The organism is Acidithrix sp. C25, from assembly GCF_904848545.2.
This window is the reverse complement of record NZ_CAJHCI020000001.1, coordinates 1,009,265-1,029,503: the sequence shown is the minus strand read 5'-3', so window position 1 is coordinate 1,029,503 and position 20,239 is coordinate 1,009,265. Positions and strand designations below refer to the sequence as shown.

The 20,239-nt window shown below is 51.0% G+C and carries 13 protein-coding genes and 2 pseudogenes; 2 read left to right on the top strand and 13 right to left on the bottom strand.

The window, feature by feature from the left end:
- Positions 1-7: 7 nt before the first annotated feature.
- From ACIDITHRIX25_RS91050 to ACIDITHRIX25_RS91040, 3 genes are all read right to left on the bottom strand, one after another.
- The gene (locus ACIDITHRIX25_RS91050; protein ID WP_201732672.1) at positions 8-2,020 is read right to left on the bottom strand and encodes a proton-conducting transporter transmembrane domain-containing protein; all 2,013 of its coding nucleotides are present in this window, start codon (positions 2,018-2,020) and stop codon (positions 8-10) included.
- A complete protein-coding gene (locus tag ACIDITHRIX25_RS91045) occupies positions 2,017-2,529 on the bottom strand; it encodes an NADH-quinone oxidoreductase subunit B family protein (RefSeq protein WP_201732671.1) in 513 nt (170 codons plus the stop codon). The genes ACIDITHRIX25_RS91050 and ACIDITHRIX25_RS91045 overlap by 4 nt, the downstream gene beginning before the upstream one ends.
- A gap of 1,019 nt (positions 2,530-3,548) precedes the next feature.
- Positions 3,549-7,562, bottom strand: coding sequence for a PAS domain S-box protein (locus ACIDITHRIX25_RS91040; protein ID WP_201732670.1), 4,014 nt, complete (start codon positions 7,560-7,562; stop codon positions 3,549-3,551).
- Between the two features lie 105 nt (positions 7,563-7,667).
- Here ACIDITHRIX25_RS91040 and ACIDITHRIX25_RS91035 point away from each other — a divergent pair, with 105 nt between their 5' ends.
- Both ACIDITHRIX25_RS91035 and ACIDITHRIX25_RS91030 read left to right on the top strand, forming a co-directional pair.
- Positions 7,668-8,192 (top strand): hypothetical protein, encoded by a 525-nt coding sequence (locus ACIDITHRIX25_RS91035; protein ID WP_201732669.1) that lies wholly within the window; start codon positions 7,668-7,670, stop codon positions 8,190-8,192.
- A 103-nt stretch (positions 8,193-8,295) separates the two neighbouring features.
- Positions 8,296-9,237, top strand: a complete 942-nt coding sequence (locus ACIDITHRIX25_RS91030) for a Mu transposase domain-containing protein (RefSeq protein WP_502756199.1) — start codon at positions 8,296-8,298, stop codon at positions 9,235-9,237.
- A 42-nt stretch (positions 9,238-9,279) separates the two neighbouring features.
- On the opposite strand, the pseudogene ACIDITHRIX25_RS91025 reads toward ACIDITHRIX25_RS91030, so the two are convergent.
- The 10 genes and pseudogenes from ACIDITHRIX25_RS91025 to ACIDITHRIX25_RS90980 all read right to left on the bottom strand — a co-directional run.
- A pseudogene (locus ACIDITHRIX25_RS91025) lies at positions 9,280-9,432 on the bottom strand (transposase); the annotation flags it as partial.
- A 79-nt stretch (positions 9,433-9,511) separates the two neighbouring features.
- Positions 9,512-10,573: an IS3 family transposase gene (locus ACIDITHRIX25_RS91020; protein WP_283770412.1), complete on the bottom strand. Its 1,062-nt coding sequence runs from the start codon at positions 10,571-10,573 to the stop codon at positions 9,512-9,514.
- A complete protein-coding gene (locus ACIDITHRIX25_RS91015; protein ID WP_249685650.1) occupies positions 10,564-10,713 on the bottom strand; it encodes a hypothetical protein in 150 nt (49 codons plus the stop codon). The genes ACIDITHRIX25_RS91020 and ACIDITHRIX25_RS91015 overlap by 10 nt, the downstream gene beginning before the upstream one ends.
- 61 nt (positions 10,714-10,774) lie before the next feature.
- Positions 10,775-11,089 (bottom strand): hypothetical protein, encoded by a 315-nt coding sequence (locus tag ACIDITHRIX25_RS91010; protein WP_201732668.1) that lies wholly within the window; start codon positions 11,087-11,089, stop codon positions 10,775-10,777.
- Between the two features lie 1,948 nt (positions 11,090-13,037).
- Positions 13,038-13,286, bottom strand: a complete 249-nt coding sequence (locus ACIDITHRIX25_RS91005) for a hypothetical protein (protein WP_502756212.1) — start codon at positions 13,284-13,286, stop codon at positions 13,038-13,040.
- Positions 13,287-13,385: 99 nt separating this feature from the next.
- Positions 13,386-14,810: pseudogene (zwf, locus tag ACIDITHRIX25_RS91000) on the bottom strand (glucose-6-phosphate dehydrogenase).
- A 38-nt stretch (positions 14,811-14,848) separates the two neighbouring features.
- Positions 14,849-15,049 carry a hypothetical protein gene (locus ACIDITHRIX25_RS90995; protein ID WP_201732665.1) on the bottom strand — a complete coding sequence of 67 codons (201 nt, stop codon included), beginning with the start codon at positions 15,047-15,049 and terminating at the stop codon, positions 14,849-14,851.
- Positions 15,050-15,293: 244 nt separating this feature from the next.
- Positions 15,294-16,112, bottom strand: coding sequence for an HAD family hydrolase (locus ACIDITHRIX25_RS90990; RefSeq protein ID WP_201732664.1), 819 nt, complete (start codon positions 16,110-16,112; stop codon positions 15,294-15,296).
- Positions 16,109-18,499 carry a glycoside hydrolase family 65 protein gene (locus ACIDITHRIX25_RS90985; RefSeq protein ID WP_201732663.1) on the bottom strand — a complete coding sequence of 797 codons (2,391 nt, stop codon included), beginning with the start codon at positions 18,497-18,499 and terminating at the stop codon, positions 16,109-16,111. Before ACIDITHRIX25_RS90985 ends, ACIDITHRIX25_RS90990 begins: the two co-directional genes overlap by 4 nt.
- 63 nt (positions 18,500-18,562) lie before the next feature.
- Entirely contained in the window at positions 18,563-20,125 is a 1,563-nt protein-coding gene (locus ACIDITHRIX25_RS90980; RefSeq protein WP_201732662.1) for an MFS transporter, read from the bottom strand.
- Positions 20,126-20,239 lie beyond the last annotated feature (114 nt).

Here is a 20,239-nt window from a genome sequence, read left to right as displayed (position 1 = left end):
CTATCCCTCAAAGACTCGAAAGTGCTATGACGCTGATAAGGCCTATGAAGGCGTAGATCAAGTAGAGGTGGATGCTTCCGCCTTGGATTACCCGCACCCTCGAACTTACCTTTTCCACCGTTGAGATTACTGGGCGCATAAGGCGATCTTCAAAGAGGTCAGATTTGGCTAAGTTGGCGCGGAGGTGGCGTTGGCTCAAATACGTGGACTCTGATCCGTGGCTAACTTCAATATCTCGCCCGGGATTGATCACATCGTCAAAGATGCGAAGTACGGGCTCGGTGAAGCCCGAAGCGCTCGACTGAAACATTGGATCGACTGCAATAAGGCCGCATCCCCAAGGAACTTCAACGATACGGTTTGGAGCCCTTCTTGTAAGGACCTTTGTGAAAATCCAGAGTGAGGCAACAGCTCCAAGGAAGACCCCAACTATCGCTAGAGGTGTTATCGACGCCCGAAACACGGGTAGGTCAAGGGTAAAGATCGAAGTTGAACTGATTGACAGTTTTAGGTCGAGGATTCGATTGATTTGACGAGCTACGAGGCCGATCAATAAGGCCGGTGCGAATATCGCGATTGATGCGACGAGAGGACCGATCCATACGCTGGGCGAAACCTCTCTAGCTTTTGATGCAGTCTTCGAGCGAGGTATACCGAGTAGTGCAACCCCGACGATTTTGGCAAACGTTACAACGGCGAGTCCGGTGGTTAGCGCTATCGCCGCAACTGCGATTGGAAAGAGGGTTTTGAGTACAATTGAAACTTTGGCGTTTACTGAAGTTGCGTGAGAGAGCGTCTGTAGCAATAGCCATTCGGCGACGAAAGTTAATGTTGGAGGTAGTGCTGTTGCTCCAACCGCACCCAATGCGAACGTTGCGGTCGTGAACCGCATCTTCGAGCCAATGCCGCCAAGCTCATTTATCCTCTTTGTCTTACTGGATTGGTAGATCGACCCAGCCGCCATGAAGAGGCTCTGCTTGAAGAAGGCGTGTGCGAAGGTCAGGAGTACTGCAGCTAATAGGGCGGAATTAGCGACGTAGTCCTCATGGGATCTCAGGGCGCAGATGTAAGTGCCTACTGCAATTGCGATGAGACCCATGTTTTCGCTCGTAGACTGGGCGAGTAAGACTTTGAGGTCATCCTCTACTGCCGCCCTTATGATCGAGTAGACAGCGGTCGCCGCTCCAACGACGATCAGCCCTTCGCCCCAAAGTATGTTCAAACTTCTGTCAAGTTGGGTCACGGTTAGTAAGAGCCCGTAAACACCCATTGCTACCATGGCACCGCTCATAAGGGCCGATATCTCGGCTGGGGCGGCGGGGTGAGCTTTGGGTAGCCAAACATGAACCGGTAGCAGCCCCATTTTGATTCCGAAAGCAAGCAATAAGAGCCCGATACCAATTGCAGAAATGGGCTTGTGGCCAATTGTTGACAAAGCAGGCCACCACAGTGAGCTCCCAAGGGACCCGTTTGAGGAAAGTGATGAGAAACCAAGAATCAGCGAGATAGCGCTAACTTGCGACATAGTTAGGTACCAGATGAGTGCGCTCTTAGCCGACGGATACTTTTTTACCTCAACAACCACAAGTAGTGCGGAGCTAATTGTCATCAGCTCCCATCCAATAGTAAATGAGAGTGCGTTCCCGGCTGCGACTACCGTCATCATCGAAAATATGAAGGTAGATCGTGCCAACTTCGATGAGGCAAATCCGTCGGTGTGAGGCTGGGCGGCGCCGTAAGCGACAGTAATTGCCGATACAAAGGAGAGTAGAACCAAAAATAGGGCACCAAGATACGAGAGGGAGTAGGAGAGGGTCATCCACCTGCTGCCAAGGTGAATTAGGACGGAGGTCGATCCCACTCCTGCGATTCGTGCACATCCTGCGATAAGTCCAATCGTGGCGAGCGAAAAGTTAAGTGTCGAAGATAGTCGGAGCGAAGTTCGGGCAGGGATTGGCAAAATCGTTGAAGCGATAGAGGTGATATAAAGTATTGACGCTGCGGCGAACAGGGATTTCATCTTTTATATCGCCCTGAGATTTGTCGAAAAACTTCGACCAATGTTGCCGCACTTGGCGGGTCTCCGGGCACCGCTAGGTCCACTGGTATCACTGTTGAAACTGGACCGAGACAGTACTTAGCGTTGGCAAAGACGCCTCCTGTGATAGCCGCATCCCCGCAGGCGACAACGATTTTGGGGTTAGGGATCGCCTCGTAGGTTTTACGCAGCGGATCAGCCATCTTCTTAGTTACGCATCCTGTAACTAATAACACGTCAGCGTGGCGAGGAGATGCTACAAGGCGAACTCCGTACTGCTCGAGGTCGTAATCTGGTCCGAATGCGGCTAGGAGTTCGTTAGCGCAGTCTTGACCACCACCGACGTCGACGTAGCGAATATTGAGGGCGTTGCGTACCGATCGATTGCCTACGTTGGAAGTGACTTGGGTCGCTTCCTCTGGAACCGGCAAATAATTTTTGCTCAGACGAAGGTTCTGGCGAAGTATCGTTGAAACTTTGCGTACTGTCACTGTCCGCTACGCCCTTATGTCGTCGCCCGCGACGCGCGGCGGGTAGAGGATCGCAACGGAAGTTGTACTTATTAATTCTTTGAACTTTAATATGGGGCTAGGTTCAGTCGGTGTGGCTTTGGTTTTCGGTGTTTTCCTGGAAACTAGGGAATTGTCTCGAGGCCTAGATTTTTGATCTTTCACCATTGTGAGCGGTGGTATTCCTCGCTTCACAAAATTGTCGTCGTTATCTGAAAAATAATCAAAACCAGGGCTAAAACATAACATCTTCAAAACCAAACAAAATCTTCCGCGCAATTATAAAAAATATATCAACTTTTCGCGAGAAATTCAATTTTTTGGCCGTATTGCTATAAATTTAGTGAATTTGTCGCGCTCTAGGGCCTGTGCGCTGGAGCGCCTTATCTGTAATTGAAAAATATGAAATCTTAATCATCAATTAAAGTTGATACGATTTTTCAAAATGCACCCGGTTTAAATTAGTTCATATCATATATTAAAAATTAGATTGTCCTCATTTTAGGAACCGTTTATGGTCCTAAGATAGAAAGGAATTTCATCAAAAATTCTTGTGTCGGTAGGTTTGCCAACCTCAAGTGCACTAGTTTTGGCTTTGATCGCTATCAGCGAAGCCTATTGCACTACGGCTAAAGCATGTGGTGATCGATTGGCTATTGCACGTAGTCGTGTGACCTCGTGGTTCTTGTCATATGTTCACTGTGAGGCATGTTCGCCTTGACGATGAGGAAGATAGTTTAGATTGCGTGAACGTAGCAACTTGATTGGTAGGTTCCGTATCCACTCTTAGGCCAAGGATCGCGCAGGAATCTTTAGACCATTATTCCAATAATCATCGGAGTATCGGGCATAACCCAATCATGGATTTGGCTCGCCTCCGACGCACCCGCAAATAGAAATCGAACGAGAGCCACGAATGACCAGATTGAAAGTGTTGCTGACCGAATCCTAACGTAACAAAACAGAACCTTAGGCGAAGACATAGTTCGGCGCAGGCACAGTTAGATAGAGAAGTTTTGGCTAGCCGTTCCTAGGTCTTCCCCTTCAAGTACATAACAGTTGCCTCCGCGAGCCTTTGCTTCGTACATCAAAAGATCCGCACGGCGCAGTAGCGAATCTAGGTCGTCGTTTGCGGTTTTAGAAAATGCCACACCGACCGACGCGGTGATAGTAACCCATTCGGTGCGGTCTTCACTGATAGAGATTGGGGTGGCAATTGCTTCCATTATCCGTCCAATTACGCCCCGAGCAGTATCAAATTCATCGATTGACCCAAGGATGCATACGAACTCGTCGCCGCCAATGCGAGCTACCGTATCAATTTCACGGACCGCATCTTTAATCCTCCTAGCCAGGGTGATCAGTAGCGTATCGCCAGCCTTATGGCCGTATCTGTCATTTACCGGCTTGAAGTTATCCAAGTCCAAAAATGCCAATGCAGTCATTCCTCCGAAGCGCCTATTTATTGCCAATTGGTCAGCCATCTTTTCACCCACGAAGCTCCGATTTGGAAGCTCGGTGAGAAAATCAAAGTAGGCCAATTTCGCTAATTTATCCTGGTAGTCCATCAGGTCGGTAATGTCAGAAAATAGGGCAACGTAGAAATCGGGCTGACCTAGATTGCCAAATATTGTAGATATATTGACGAATGTCGCGAAGACCGAACCATCCTTGCGGCGCTGTTGCACAGATCCACTCCAGTGTCCACCGGTTCGCAATGCGTCGTTCATCGATTCCCAGAGCACTTCGTTCTCGGGGTTGGGCGCGAAGAATCGGGATGTTTTTCCGATCACGTCTTCCCGCTCAAAGCCGGTCATCCGAATACAGGCGGGATTGATGTCAATTATTTGCGAGTTAGCGTCAATTATCACGATTGCTTCGGCGGTGTGTTCGAATACTACAGCCGCCTTCCTGAGCTGACTCTCGGCGATCCTTTGCTCTGTTATGTCGGTGCCTACCACAACGAAGGATGAGGCTTTTCCATCGTGGCCGTAGATGATGCTACTGTGCCACTCGATTATCCGATGAACGCCGTCTCTGCGAACCCAAGTTGAAATTGCCTTTTCGCGGACGGTTCCGGCCAATGCATCGGCAAACCAAGCTCGAACTGCTGGTCGATCATCCGGAGCAAAGTATTCCACTATCTGAAAGGGTGCCTCTCCTATTTCGGCGAGCTTCGCACCGGTGAAATCTAAGACAGCTCTGTTGCAACGTATTACCCGACATGAGCGATCTAGAACATAGATCAGCCTTGGAATCGCCTCAATCACTTGAGCGACAAAGTCAAGGTCTTCACGTACCAGTGCAGCATCTCTGCTCCTTTGAGTGACATCGACGCCGTAGAGCACAACTGCCGCATTTGTATCTCTTCTATCCCGCACAACAGAGCTGTAGTGCATCTCAACTAGGCGCTTATTTCCATCTCGGTGGTGGTGCCAAATCTCATTTACGGCTGATCCCCCAAATTCAAGTACTCTTAAAAATGTTTCCACCACGAGGGATTGGTCGCCTTCGTCGATCCAATATCTCCAAAGAGTTGGATTTTCAAATACTTCGAGACTCGTGAAACCAGTCAACTGCTCTGCTCCGCGGTTGAACCGCGTTATTTGCCCCTTTTCGTTTACCACCATTACCGCAGCCGCAACTGAATCCATAATTCGATCGTTCAATGTTCGTTCGTGCCGAAGTTGCACTACTAGTTCGTCGCCATCTCGACCCTCGTATAGTGCAACGAAAAGTTCAGGCTCCCTTCCCAGTCCTCGGAACATGGCGTGGTATCGCATTACGCAAAATTCACCAAACTTGTCGCGAACAGTCAACTCCCCAGCCCATTGATTAGTGATATCAAAGTTCAACTGCAAATAAAGTGGGACTTCTCTGTCTAATTGGGGAGCTAAGTCGAAGAACGATAATTTATGTAGTTCGTCCTTGCTGTAACCTGAGCGATCGACTGCCTCACGATTTGCGTTAGCAATTTCTCCGGTGGCTGAGTTGATCAAGAATTTATAGGAAGTCGGAAGTTCGAAGAGTTCTGAGAGATATTCTTGCCTTCGTGTCTGAACTTCGTCAACTTGCTTGAGCTTCAAACAGAGCGAGATGATTGAGCCAATCGTCTCAAGCAGCATCGAGTCGAACTCTGAAGCTAGACCTTCCCGCGACTTGAGGACCGATAGTATCCCAATTGTTTTCAATGATTGATCCCGAAGCGGAATTGACCAACTCGCTGAGACTCCAAGCTCCTGTGCTGCCTCTCCAAATTGGCTCCATCTTGGGTCATATCGCACGATACTTTCGAAGGCCGCCCGCTCACTGAAGCCTGCTGTCGCATCTGAACCATTGCTCGTCGCATTCGATACATCCGTAAGTAAAGGCCATGTTTCGTAAGGTAAACTTGGAGCCCAAACTATGTTTGCTTTGCCAAAGCTATCGAGGAGCGAGACGCAACCTATTGAATGCGGAATCAATATCTCGACTTCAATAAGTGCCTTATTGATGACTTCCGAAGCCGAAAGCCCCTTCTCGATCTCACCTAAAAGGCGACCTTGGAGTAAATATATATCCTTCATTTGACGAAGGGAAATCGAATTCAAGGCATTTGGCCTGGCAGCCGAAGGCTCTGTGGCATCATCAACAGGAAGGGGCCGAACACCATCCAATTTGAGATTGATAATGCGTGCGAGGTCTTCCTCTAAGCGCAAAAGTGAACCAAGTCCTGCATTTTTCCTAGAGTCGACGAGAAATTGCGCAATTCGCTGATCAATCAGATAGTCGTTTGATCCTCCTATCATCAACCTGAGATCTGCAACTAGATCTGTTACGTCAATTGAATATAGAAATGTCTCCATCGCAATAATACGACGGGACCATTTGCGTAAATATGCCAATGCTCCAAGAGGAGTTCGAACGGTACTAACCGGCTCGTTGTATCTAAAAGAGTGGTACCAATCGATGATTGCTTCGAAATCGACTGGCCTACCAAGGCCATATCCCTGCCCGTAGTCCGCGCCTAAGATTGCAACTGCCTCCACCAAAGCATCATCTTCTAACCCCTCGACAACGACGTTCATCCCAAGGTCATGGGCTAAATCGGTCAAGTGAGCTACTAGGTCCACGGAATGGGCGACCTCGGCTGGAGAACGAACCAACTCTTGATCTATCTTGACCTCGTCGAAACCGACGCTTTCAAGGCGTAATAGAGAGCTATATCCAGCACCGAGATCATCTTGCGCTAAATGGACGCCCATATTTCGAGCACGCTGAAGTACTGTAGGCGACGTTCCATTGCCCTGAAGCAGTTCCTCGTCCTCCGTAAGTTCAAGGGTAAGCAGAGATGGATCCACCCCGCTCTCTTCAAGGTTGCGTTCGATACTTCTGATATATCGATCATCGAACATCCCCTGTGGAGGGAAGTTTACGCCTAGACCGCTAAATAATCCGTGGCTTCTCCAAGCCAAAATGGCTGATAGGCCTTTATTTAGGCCTTGGTCAAATAGATAGAAGAGGTCATCTGATCCAAATGCTCGAAGGAATTGCGCAGGAGATAGTAGATCCCCATTGGAATCTCTAAGCCGAGCTAAGGCTTCAACCTTATAGAGGTCACCACTTTTGAGATTGACGATTGGCTGGTAGACGATTTCTAGCCCGCCACCATAGAGTAGGGATCGGAAGAGACTTCGATCACTATGGGAAATTATCTGATTACCAGTATCGAGACGAGACAGCGCAGCTCCAAAGATGTGTGCTACATGCTCTAATGTTCGCCGTCTTCTATTTACACCAAAGTAACTGAGTACCTTCGAATATCCATTGATAACAGCAACGACATCGCCACTTGCAGCTACAACTGGAATGCCAACTCCGGAACGCAAATTGATCGAAAGTAGATCAGACCTCCAAGGGCCCATTCCTGGGTCTGTCGCAATTGAATCACAGGTTTCGACTCGACCAGAACGGAACGCCTTTCCGCTTGGCCCCATTCCTGAAGGGGAGTCACTTCGGTGGAAACAACGGACCAAACTGGCCCCAGTTAGCTTGACCAAGTGGCCCCACTCTTAGACACATTAATTCCTATCATTGAGTTTATGAAAAACGACTCAAAAGACAGAAAAAGGATGCTAAGAGTGGAACTCTACGAGAATATCAGAGTTGCGGTAAATAAAGAAGGCTTTTCGATTAGAGGTGCTGCAAATAAGTTCAAAGTTCATCGAAGAGTGGTTCGACGGGCTCTGATGAATGCAATGCCGCCCGAGAGAAGCGTAAGCGCTGTTAGTCGACCAAAGCTAGGTCAATACGAACTGGTAGTTCGTAAGTGGCTCGAAGACGATTGTAATGTAGCTCCCAAGCAGCGACACACCGGAACTCGTGTCTGGCAACGCCTCGTTGATGAATGTCAAGCTGATGTTTCAGTCTCAGCCGTACGAGTAATGGTAAAGGCACTACGGGCTGAGATAGACCTGCCAGTTCCTACAGCGATGATCCCCCAAATTCACCTACCGGGTAAAAGTGCAGATGTTGACTTTGGTGATGTACTTGTCTATGTCAATGGAGAAAAGATCAAGGCGAAGATGTTTGCTATGAGGTTATCTCACTCCGGTAAAGCATTTCATATGGTCTATAGCGGCGAGTCTAGAAGAGTGCTTTTTTGATGGGCACGAAAAAGCCTTTGAATTCTTTGGGGGCATCCCTGAAGTAATCAGATATGACAATTTAACAAGTGCTGTTCAAAAGGTACTATCTGGTAAAGAGAGGATGGAGAACGAACGATTCGTGGCATTTAGGTCTCACTATGGTTTCACCTCGTCCTTTTGTACTCCTGGAATCGATGGAGCTCATGAAAAAGGTGGAATCGAGGGAGAGGTAAAGAGAGCAAGGCGCCGATACTTCGTACCGCTTCCCCATGGTCAAACACTTGGCGAGATCAACGACAAGCTTCATCTACGAGTAGACAACGACGATAAGACCCGCCATATCAGCTACCGTCGCACCACAGTGCATACAGATTTTACTGAAGAGAAGAAACACCTGATGAGATTGGTTAGCGAACCCTTTGGGTGCGCCAAGATACTTTTTCCAAAAGTCGATGCTAAATCGCGCATCTCAGTCCGCAGCTGTCATTACTCAGTACCGGTGAGCCTTATTGGTAAGTCAGTCGAGGTGGCACTATCTGCTAGCGATCTAGTAGTAGTTCATAAGGGCAAGGTGGTTGCACGTCATGATCGCCTTATCCACAGGGGAGACTCCTCCTTGATACTCGATCACTACCTAGAGGCATTTACCCGTAAACCAGGTGCATTTGCCTCAGCGGTGCCATTAGATCAAGCGAAAAAGAAAGGTACCTTTTGGGCTGAACACGCTAGCTTTCTAGCTGCTGCAACCCAAAAGTATGGGGAGCGCGACGGTGTATTTGAGATGATATCGGTTTTACTCATTGGTCGAAGACTTCCAAAAGTAGCAATAGTAGCTGGTATCAATTGTGCACTTGAGATGAATAGCCCCAAGGCTTCCTATGTTGAGATCAAAGCTCGAGAATATCTAGTGTCACTAGTCATAAATTCACTTAGTAAATGGTCCGAGGTACTTCTCCATGGATCTAAAGATCTCGTCAGCCGTCTTATGCCATCTAAAAGGACGAGGATTCTCATTCCAGGTTTCAGTCCATTTTGTAATAGCTGCAATAAGTTGCTTTTCTGACTTGTGTGTTGACCTCTGCAACATCTTGGTAGTTAGTTCAGAAAACCATCGCTCTACAAGATTCATCCACGATGAATAGGTGGGAGTAAAGTGAAAGTGAAAGCGTTCATGCTCAAGGTTCCATTTACACACTGTATCGGTCTTATGGGTAACGTAGTTATCCATAATGAGATGGACCTCTAGATCTTTTGGTATTTCTTTGTCAATGAGATCTAGAAATGAGATGAACTCAACTGCAAGGAGCCTGCCAAGGAAGTTGTCACTTTCGCACCATCTAAGCTACCTCCTTTCGTCTCCCTTTTGGTCCATCTCCAACCGACTTATTCGTAGGAATAATTGGTACCTCTGATACTGGATCCCAGTCTCTGCATTTGCCTGAGATCCAGAAGTCCTGGTTTGGATTTGCGTTGCTCCCACCTACAGCTTCGCGCCGTCTATTTAGTAGCTCGATGTGTTCTCCACTGTGTGCCTGTTGTGGGGTTACGAACTTGATACCAGAGTGCTGGTGGTCGTTGTTGTAGTGATCAACGAATTCACTCATCCACCTGCGTGCAGCATCGATGGTTGCAAATCCTCCATAGGGATAGGTTGGAAAGTACTTCACCGTCTTAAAGAGCGACTCAATATGAGCATTGTCGTTAGATACCCGAGGCCGTGACCTTGATATATTTACATCTAGCTCATATAAGTACTCAACTAGTGACCACCCCTTCATGGGTGATCCATTGTCACTATGGATCACCTTCGGGACCATATTCTCTCTAGCCATTGCTCGCTTTACGACTCTCTTTAGCTGCTCAGAGCTTTCAGATTCGTATATCTCCCATCCGACTATCTTGCGTGAGTACAGATCAATGATCACATATGCGTAGTAGATCCCCCTAGCTGGTCCATTTAGCCAGGTGATATCAAGTGTCCAGATGTCACCTGGTTTTACTGCTGTGTGCACTGGTCTAGCTCTCTTCTTCGGCGGTTTCGTCCTGCTCGTGTGCTTGTTTAGATTGCTATCCTTTAGTACTCGATAGAAGGTCCTCTCAGATGCAATGTATCTGCCCTTACAGCCGAGTTTAGGCACAATCTGGGCAGGAGTAAGAGAGGAGAACTTACTCGAAGTACATACTTCGATGATCTCATGTCTCTCTTCCTCCGATAGTGCATTAGAGCGACGTTTGTGTACAGCTCCTCGCCGGCGATCTGTAGCACCAGATTCCCATCTCCGAAATGTACGAGTTGATATCTTCAAAACTTCACAGGCTTTGTAACATCTAGCACCTGCATCTATTGCTTCACTGATGAGGGCTACAGCTTGAGCTCGAACGTTGTGATCTAGATACAGAGGGGAGAGACTAAACGTCCCCTTCTTCCCCCGTGGATCATAACAAGCTCTGTCTCTTGTACTTTTTTTTGAAGAACCAATAGGGCAGCAGCTTCTGCTAGTGCCTTTTCTTTTCTAGCTAGTTCAGCTTCAATTCGCACTCTGGCTTTGCGCTCTTTATCAAGTTCCGCCTGGTGAGCCCTATTAGCAGCACTCTTGTTGTCAAGAGCTGACTCTAAGGTATTTCGCCGTAGGGGCTGTGTCTTCTGCTAGAACTCCATTTGATCTCAGCCATGAACCGAGTTCGTGCTCATTCATCGCAGCTGTGTCAACAACAGCTTTAATCTTGTTGATCTTATCGCTGGCTGCATTTGCACTAGCCTTGCGTTCCGAGTTCCACTGGTAGACAACGTTTGCATTGATTTCGTTATCCCTTGCAATCTTGGCGATAGCACCAGGTGTAGCATCTCCTGAATTGTCGAGCTCATATAGTGCTGCAACTACTTTTTGCTTTAGTTCTTTGGGGTACCTTTTCATGACCATTCCATCTTCGCCCTCTTATAAACAAAAATCAAGCTAGGTGACAACAATCTTGGCAGAGAGGGGTAAGTACTCTCAGCTGATTAGGTTTCCTTCCAACTAAATCGAATCGTTGCTGTTTTGAGCTGGAATTTTAGCTATGACGATTTAGAGCAGGATCAAAAAATAAAGAATCTTTTGTTTAATTGGTAGTAGTGACGGGCTGTGGATCCTGTTGACCAAGAGTAACTAATGATAAATCGATGGGTGAAAGCCATAGCTTTGGGTTAGCCCGCATTCTTGGTCCACAAATCCATAGCCCCTTTGCAGCCTTTAGGCTTTGGCGATCTCAAAGTGTCATCGCTTTAGCCAAAGGCCATGCCTAGGCCATAACAATGTGGATGTGAATCGTTATGGCCAAAGCAGCCAAAGCAGCCGGAGAGAATATCTTACTTTTGTCTCTGAGTCACCTCTAGATTATCAACTAGTGGTCCATGACCTCTAAAGATTGAGGAATACCGATCCACAACCATATTCGCCACTACCATATTCGCCACAGCGACCCTCACCTTTGAGGCTTTGGGCCAAGAGCTTCACGTAGATATCTGAGGATCTCACAATTGCGCTGGTGTCGGTCGATTCCTGAGGAATCCAAAGCTATAGGGCTAGCTATAGTACTACCGCCAGATTCCCATCGATCCCAAGGCCCATTAATGAATCAGGATTATCCACAAGGACTCAACTCTCAGTAGGCCCCGTAGCCCAGTCATTATCGATTATCAAGACAATGTCGACAAGTTCAGCTTTATGGAGTAGTTCAATTTCGCTTAGATGGGGTTACGTGATTGCTTCCAATGGCCATGGCGGGTTTCTGACTAGTCAGTGCTGTGACTCATCGTCGATGAAGCGCACCTTCGAGATCACCTAAGAGACAATTGCACAATTCGGAAATCAACTCTTTCGGGTGGCATTTTTTGACTCGGAGTGGGGTTGCTATGCCTTATCTAGCATTAAGTTCGGAGCTTTAAATCCAAAACAGCTAAGGATCTACTTTCGCAATTGTCTCCTAGGCTTCAAGCGCCGTGGTTATCAACCTCGGTCATATTGGCTCCACTGGGATTGGGCAGAAAAGATGTGAGATCTAGGTTTGGTCATTTGATTCATGAGAAACGGAGATCACTCCGATGTTGGTGGCACTTGCTACCAGCAACTATCAATCGAGACACTAAATGGATGTATCAATCGTCCTGATAGTCACCACAAGATTGAAAATAGTCATTCGACTCAATAGCCCCAAGAGCACTTGGTCTATGATTTAATGGACCTTGAGATAACAAGAGGATCATTCCAAAGCTGAGAACCCAATCCCAATCACAGGTGATCAGTGATTGCCAAAATGCACTCTGAGATATTTCTATTACATATTAAGATCCTATGACTACAACAAGTCCTAATGGACTGTGGATTTGTGGACCAAGAGTATTACAGATAGTCAAATTTGTAACTTTCGCCTACCGAGTTGAAATCGGCGACTCTTGGTCAACAAGACCCACAGCCCGTAGCTACTACTAAATCAACAAAAAGTTCTTTCTTTCCTAATCATCAAGATGCTGCCGTAGCATTAGCCCCACGTCCTAGAACCAACAATCCAATTAATTCGAAGACCAATACTTATGGATCATGACCGTTTGGGCCAAAGACTATAGCTATGAAGCCATAGAGCCTCGAGTTGATCCATGGATATACGACAACCAGTGCCTTGCCTAAGTCCTAACGCCTAAATGGATAAGTTTTCCAAGCAATCCAATTCAACCAGTCAAGATTTAACCCAGTGGCAAATGTCGGTTATCGCATTGGACTTTGACCCAAGAGAATTCAAAAATCTACAACCAGCGATATCTCAATCTGCTCAAACGCACTACCATGAATGGGTGGGGTGGGTCAAAAATAGGTTGCTGCTCGTGGGTCAAAAATAGGTTGCTGGCAACAGTGGTGGTGTCACCCCGTTCCATGTTGGAGGCGAAACCATCGATGGTCTCGCCGATGACATCCCCGAGGGCACTTTGACCTGCACCGCGCTGGGTCCGGTGAGCTTCTCCATGAAGTCGACCACCGAACATGCCCCAGCCGCCCCGTCTTTCACGAGATTCTTGATGGCGTCAGGTTTTACGTCGAAGACGACGCACGTATGGCCGTCGCCCGTCAGTGTTCGAATGATGTTCGTACCATTCGTCCTAGCCCGACGACGCTGATTTGCGATAGCTGCTCTGTAATCACTATCCTTTTCTCCTTCAAACTTTCGTAGCGAGCCTCGTTATGAATTCCCGGATTTCGAAGTCGCGAGCCACGGCAACTGCCAAGGCGTGTGACCCCGCAGGAGGTCGTTGGCACTCTTTGGTCCCCATGACCCGCGCTCATATCTATCGATCGAGGGCGGTTGGTCGATCAGCGGCTGTAAGACTCGCCACGTCTCTTCGACGACATCCTCCCGAGTGAAGCGTGACTGGTCGCCGTTTAACGCATCGTGAAAGAGACGCTCGTAGGCCCCGGACGGCTTGCCTAACTCGTGGACAAAGGAAAGGTCCAACTGCACGTCCCTCGTCGCCCTACCGTCGGGGCCCTTTGACAACAGAGCCATTCGTACGCCGGGATCGGGACTGACGCGAATGATCAGCTGGTTCGGATCGGTGTGCTGGGGAGTATCCAGAAACGCCAAGCGAGGCGGACGTTTAAAGACCACCCTCACTTCGGTAACCGCTTCGGCTAATTCCTTACCGCACCGGATGAAGAACGGCACCCCGGCCCATCGCCAGTTCTCTATGGCCAATCGCAGGGCCACGTAGGTCTCCGTTTCTGACCCCTTTTTGACGCCGGGAACATCGAGGTACCCGGTGTACTGACCTCGCACACAAGCAGTCGGTTCGACGTTGGCCATCACTCGGAATACCTACACCTTCTTGTCCCAGAGCGCAGCATGTCCCGGCCCTGCGGGCGCCTCCATGGCAATCAACGCCACGACCTGCATGAGGTGGTTCTGGATCACGTCGCGCATCGCACCGACGGGATCGTAGAATGCGCCGCGATCATCGACTCCGAAGTTCTCGGCCAGTGTGACGTAGACACCAGCCACGTGTTCGCGGTTCCATACCGGCTCGAGGATCGTGTTCGCGAAACGCAGGTAGGAGATGTCAGTCACCGGCTGCTTTCCTAAGAAGTGATCGACGCGGAGAATTTGACTTTCGTCGAGCACACGATGGAGATCGTTGTTAAGTACACGGGCCGACGCTAGATCGTGACCGAAGGGCTTTTCGATCATCACCCGGGCGCCCTGGAGGAGATCTGCCTCGTCTAGAGAGGCGACCACCGGAGCGAATAGTCCGGGTGGTATCTCTAGGTAGTACAAGGAGTGTGAACTCCTCTGCAGATCCTTCGCGAGCGCCTGGTAGGTGGCGGGGTTGTTGAAGTCGCCCTGTACGTACCTGAACCGTTTCGCTAGGCGGTCAAATATCCCTTTGTCGACCACTTCGTCACCCGACTTCAATGCCGCGAGTACGGAGGAACGCAGGTGATCGACGGACCAGTCCTCCTCGGCTACGCCGATGATCGGAACGTTCAACTCGCCAGCCAACTCCAGTTGATACAACGCCTGGAAGGTCATCTTCTTGGCGAGATCTCCCGTGATGCCGAATATGACGAGGGAGTCGGCGGCGCACGGCGAAAGGTGGTTCACGTTAGCCATGCCTTGCTTATCGGGCCGTACTCCGCGCAAGCTTCTAGTCAAGTCGCCACCAACCGAGTAATCGTCGTCGACGGGAGTCCATGGGGGGCGGACTCCTGTCGACGAGTGGTCTTCCGCGCCCAGAACTGCGACGGCCTACCCATGTCGTCAGGGTACTCGCGGAATTCTTTGGGAAAGTGAAAGTGACGTGAAGGCGACGTCGTCGCTACCGAATTAAGTTCGCCGTCCATGTAGGCCATCCCGCACACTTTCATTTTGAAACCGACCATTGTTGGTCGAGAAAGATGCGAGGTCTGGGCGTCCTTTGTGAGTATATCATTGTTTCATGCGAGTTATCGAAATATGGTGAAAGAACTTTGAGATCGGTGGGCCGTGCGAACGTCCGCACTTCGCGCACCAACTTCGCCACCGTCGTGCATCTAGGTCGATGAAGCGCAGAAATCGTGTCACTCCCAGCACGGCTGGGATTCTCCACCCACGCCACTACTGCGGGTTGTCGCCCGCGGCGTGCGATCCATGGGTCATCAGCTCGGCGAGACTCGTCACGACGACGTCGGCACCGTGGGCGCGAAGTCCATCGGCGTAGTCGTGCACACCGGGCGCGTCGTGATGGTCGACACCGACAACTAAGCCGAATCGTCCGGCCCGACCCGCTTCGACACCAGCCAGGGCATCCTCGAGGACCACGGCGGTATCTGCATCCACTCCCAGGACCTTCGCTCCCTGGAGATAGCTGTCGGGTGCAGGTTTCCCCTTCAGATCGAGATCCTTGACGACGTGTCCGTCGACGACCGCGTCAAAGAGATCGATAATACCGGCTGCCACTAGAGCCGTCTTAGTGTTTTCGCTGGCCGAGACGACAGCCACCTTGGCGCCCTTAAGGCGAAGTTCCTTCACGAGCGCCACCGCGCCATCGAAGACCTTCACCCCCTCTTTCTTCAGGGCCTCCAGGAAGAGCTCGTTCTTGCGTTTACCCACCCCCTTGATGGTGCCTGCGTCAGATTGATCATCGTCAGCGCCCTCGGACAGGGTGATGCCACGCGCGGTGAGGAAGTTGCGAACCCCGTCGTCACGAGGTTCACCATCGACGTACTTTTCGTAGTCGCCCTCGGCGTCGAATGGTGCATACGTCTTTCCCGTGTTAGTCGCCTCTGTCTTGAGAAACTCGTCGAATGCTTGCTTCCATGCACCTGCGTGTACTGACGCGGTGTTCGTCAATACGCCGTCCATGTCGAACAACCACGCGTGGTAGGCGGCAAAGTCTACGTCCTTGACTTGATCATCCTTCTTTGGCGCGCTCATGGTGCCTCCTGTTGCTCGTGAGAACTGGTAGTGACGCGATGCCGGGGCGTCCGCCCGAAGGGTTGGCTCGGCATCGAGGGTGTCGATTGACGCGAGTGGTCGTGAGTCAACGTAAAGACAGTGGGACCACTCGTGGACACGGTCATCGCCCTATCAAAGTGAAAGAGTTCCAGATCGTCCCCATGGGTCAAGACGTAACTCACCATCGATGGTGTTACCTCGACGCGTAGGCGTCGGCCGCGAAACTCCATGTTGAAGGCTAGTCGAGTAATCCCTTCGGGGAGACGGGGAGCGAATGTTAGCGTATCGTTGCTTTCGCGCATCCCTCCGAATCCGGCCACCAGCGCAATCCACGTTCCCGCTAACGACGCTACGTGCAGACCGTCGCGGGTGTCGTGCTCAAGATCTTCTAAGTCCATTAGGGCGGCTTCGGCGAGGTAGTCGTACGCTAACGCCAGGTAGCCGACTTCGGCCGCGATGATGGCTTGGCAGCAAACTGAGAGGGAAGAGTCGCGCACGGTGAGCTTCTCGTAGTACTCGAAGTTTCGTCTCTTCTGTTCGAGGGTAAATGCGTCACCGCGTAAGTACATGGCCAGCACCAGGTCGGCCTGCTTGATGACCTGCTTGCGGTAGAGGTCAAAGTAAGGAAAATTGAGAAAGAGTGGGTACTGCTCTTTCGACGTGGTCGCGAAGTCCCATACCTGGTGGTCAGTGAAACGCTCGGACTGCGAATGAACGCCAAGAACTGCGTCGAAGGGAATCACCACCGCGTCAGCGGCACGACGCCACTCGAGGATCTCCGCCTCTTCGATCTCGAGTGCGCGCGATGATTCACAGTAACGCTCGGCCACGTCGGCAGCGGCCCGTAGATTTCTCTGCGCCATGAGGTTGGTGTAGATGTTGTTATCACTGATCGCGCTGTACTCATCGGGACCGGTTACTCCATCGATACGGAATCCTCCGTCGCGAACAAAGTGACCGAGGGAATACCATAGCCTCGCCGTTTCACTCAATAACTCCAGACCAACGCCTCGCTCGAACTTCTCGTCAGCGCTCGCTTTTACGTATCGAATGACGGCATCGGCGATGTCGGCGTTGACGTGAAATGCCGCCACGCCCGCTGGCCAGTACGCCGAGCACGCGGCTCCCGTAATAGTTCGCCAAGGAAATAGTGCTCCCTTGAGACCGAGATTTGATGCTCGAGCTTTCGCTGATGCGAGCGTGTCATGGCGCCACGACAAGGCGTGTGCCACAGCGTCAGGCATTGTGTAAGTAAGTACCGATAACACGAACGTCTCACTATCCCAGAACGCGTGTCCATCGTAACCCGGGCCGGTCAGTCCCTTGCCGGGAATCGCGCGACGTCCACCTCGAGCTCCCGACTGCAACACGTGAAAGAGCGAGAAGCGTGCGGCCTGTTGGATCTCATCGTCGCCGTCTACCTCGACGTCAGCGCGATCCCAAAAATCTTCTAGGAACTTGCGCTGTTCCGCCAGGAGTCCTTCCCAGCCGGTCCTCGAGGCGACCAAGAGAGCCGCATCTATTTGATCGCGCAGTGCCTTCTCCGAACGAGTAGCCGACCATCCGTAAGTGACGTACTTAACGATCGTCAGACACTCTCCTGGTTCGAGCGTGACCGCAACCGTCAAGCGTCCGAGATCGTCGGAGCATTCAGCAACCACTTCCGTCGAATCCGGGCCTTCCACCTCATGGTCCATAGCTGCCGCGACGGTGATCTCACTATGTTTGGTGTGGTGCACTAATTCGCAGCGAGTCCCCTCGTTGGCGTAGCCTACCGCTTGCAACGAACTATCTAGTACCGCCGAAACTCGGGGGTCACCGCTCGGCGGCGGTGGCGGTTCGTTCGTAACCAACTCGGATTGAACCACTACACGTACTTCATGGTCGACGGCTTCGATCTCGTAACGAATCGCCGCAACAGACCTTTGGACGAGGGACACTAGACGCGTAGAAGCTATCCGCACCCTTCGATCAGACGGTGACGACCATTCGACCCGTCGGTCGAGGACCCCCGCGCGAAAATCTAGGACGCGTTCGTGGCTGTGCAACTCGCCGTAACGAACATCGAACGGTTCGTCGTCGACCAATAGTCGAATCAGTTTTCCGTCGGTGACGTTTACCACGACCTGGTCGCGCTCAGAATAACTGTAACCGGCTTCGGCGTAGGAAAGTGGTCGGAGTTCGTGCACGCCGTTCAAATAGCTTCCCGAAAGACCGTATGGGTCACCTTCGTCCAGATTGCCCCGCCAGCCGATGTGTCCGTTGGACAATGCGAACAGCGACTCGGTCTGCGCCAAGATATTGAGGTTCAATTCGGTTTCGCGCAGGCACCATGGCTCAATTGTAAAGGCCGGATGTTGAATCACCGGAGGGCTCGTATATCGAAGACCATGCGTGCAGGCTCTAGGTCGGCAGCCCATAGGTTGGCGTCACCGATCATCCCGTCCCCCATCATCTGTCGGTCGATGCGTGCGTTCTGGGTAGACGGAATCGTGAGGTCCGCCGCGGGCGAATCCTGGTCGTACTGCAGTCGTGATCGTCCCGCCACTATTGTTTCCCACGGCTGAGAGCGGCATTGCGATATCTTCGAGTGACTGTTGCTCGGCTGCGACGCCGAACACCAACTCCGCGACGCCGCCGATGATCATGACCCCGGCCCCAACCAGGTAAGCAAAAAAGAGTCCACGGTGGTTGTTGACCAGGCCGCCATAGATGTTAGGCCCCAGTGCGCCAAAGGCCTGAGCAATGGCGAAGAAGACGGCGATCGCCTTCGCTCGAACCTCTAACGGGAAGATTTCGCTCACGGTGAGATACGCTGCACTAGCTCCCGCGGAGGCGAAGAAGAAGACCAGCGACCAAGCGATGGTCTGGGTCAGCGCGTCGAGCAGGTTGGCGTCGAATGCCCACGCGCTTAACGCCAGTAGTACGCCAGCCAGCAGGTAGGTAGAGCTGATCATGAACCGTCGACCGATTGTGTCGAAAAGCCGACCGAGGATGAGGGGGCCGGCAAGGTTACCGACAGCGAAGGCGATGAAGTACAGCGGTATTGAGCCGCTTGACACGTGGTAGACCGTCGCGAGGACCAGTGCGTAGGTGAAGAAGATCGCGTTGTAAAAGAAGGACTGGGTTATCATCAATGTCGCACCCAAGATGCTTCGTTTCGGCATCTGGGTGAACAGCACACGCGCCAGCCTATAGTATCCGAGGTCGGAGATCGGATTGATGACGAGTGCTTTCGATTCGTCGAACGGTGGCAGATCTCCGCCACCCGAAGACTCTTTTTCCATTCGCTTGATCGCTACTTCGGCTTCCTTCTCTCGCCCATGCATGATTAGCCACCGGGGGCTTTCGGGGAGATTACGTCGAACGAAGATGATTGCCACGGCAAGTACCGGCCCGAGGAGGAAGCCGAGTCGCCAGCTCACGGTGGCGGAGAAAGAATTGAGGATATAGAGCTCGGCCAAGGTGCCGATTAGGGCGCCACCCCAATATGTACCATTGATTGCAATGTCCACTCGACCTCGGTATCGCGCGGGGATCATCTCGTCGATGGCGGAGTTGATGGCGGCGTACTCACCGCCGATACCCATGCCGGCGATAAATCGAGTGGCGTAGAGCCAAATCACCCATCCACTACCGTGACCAAGCGTGGCGGCGGTGAGACCTGAGCCCAGAAGATACACGCCTAGCGTTACGAGAAAGAGCTTCCGCCGCCCGAGCTTATCCGAAAGTCGACCGAAGACAAGAGCTCCGACCACCTCGCCAATGAGATAGACCGACGCTATGTCGCCCACCGCTCGTGGGGACATGCTAAGTGTACTCTTCCTCTGAAGGAGGTCAGCCACGTCGCTCGCAATTGTAATTTCGAGCCCGTCGAGCACCCAGGCAACGCCCAAGGCGATCACCATGCGCGTATGGAAGGGCGACCAGCGAAGGCGGTCTATACGCGCCGGTATGAGCGTGCTGATCGGTTCGGACTCCGTTTTCGCCATCGCGTATACCGTCCCATCGAGAAAGAAATTTCTGTTGATAAGGGATGCGGGGTCTGGGCTTCCTTTTTCAAATACTAACTCTCTTGATGTGATTTGTCAATCTATCTCGTCGTA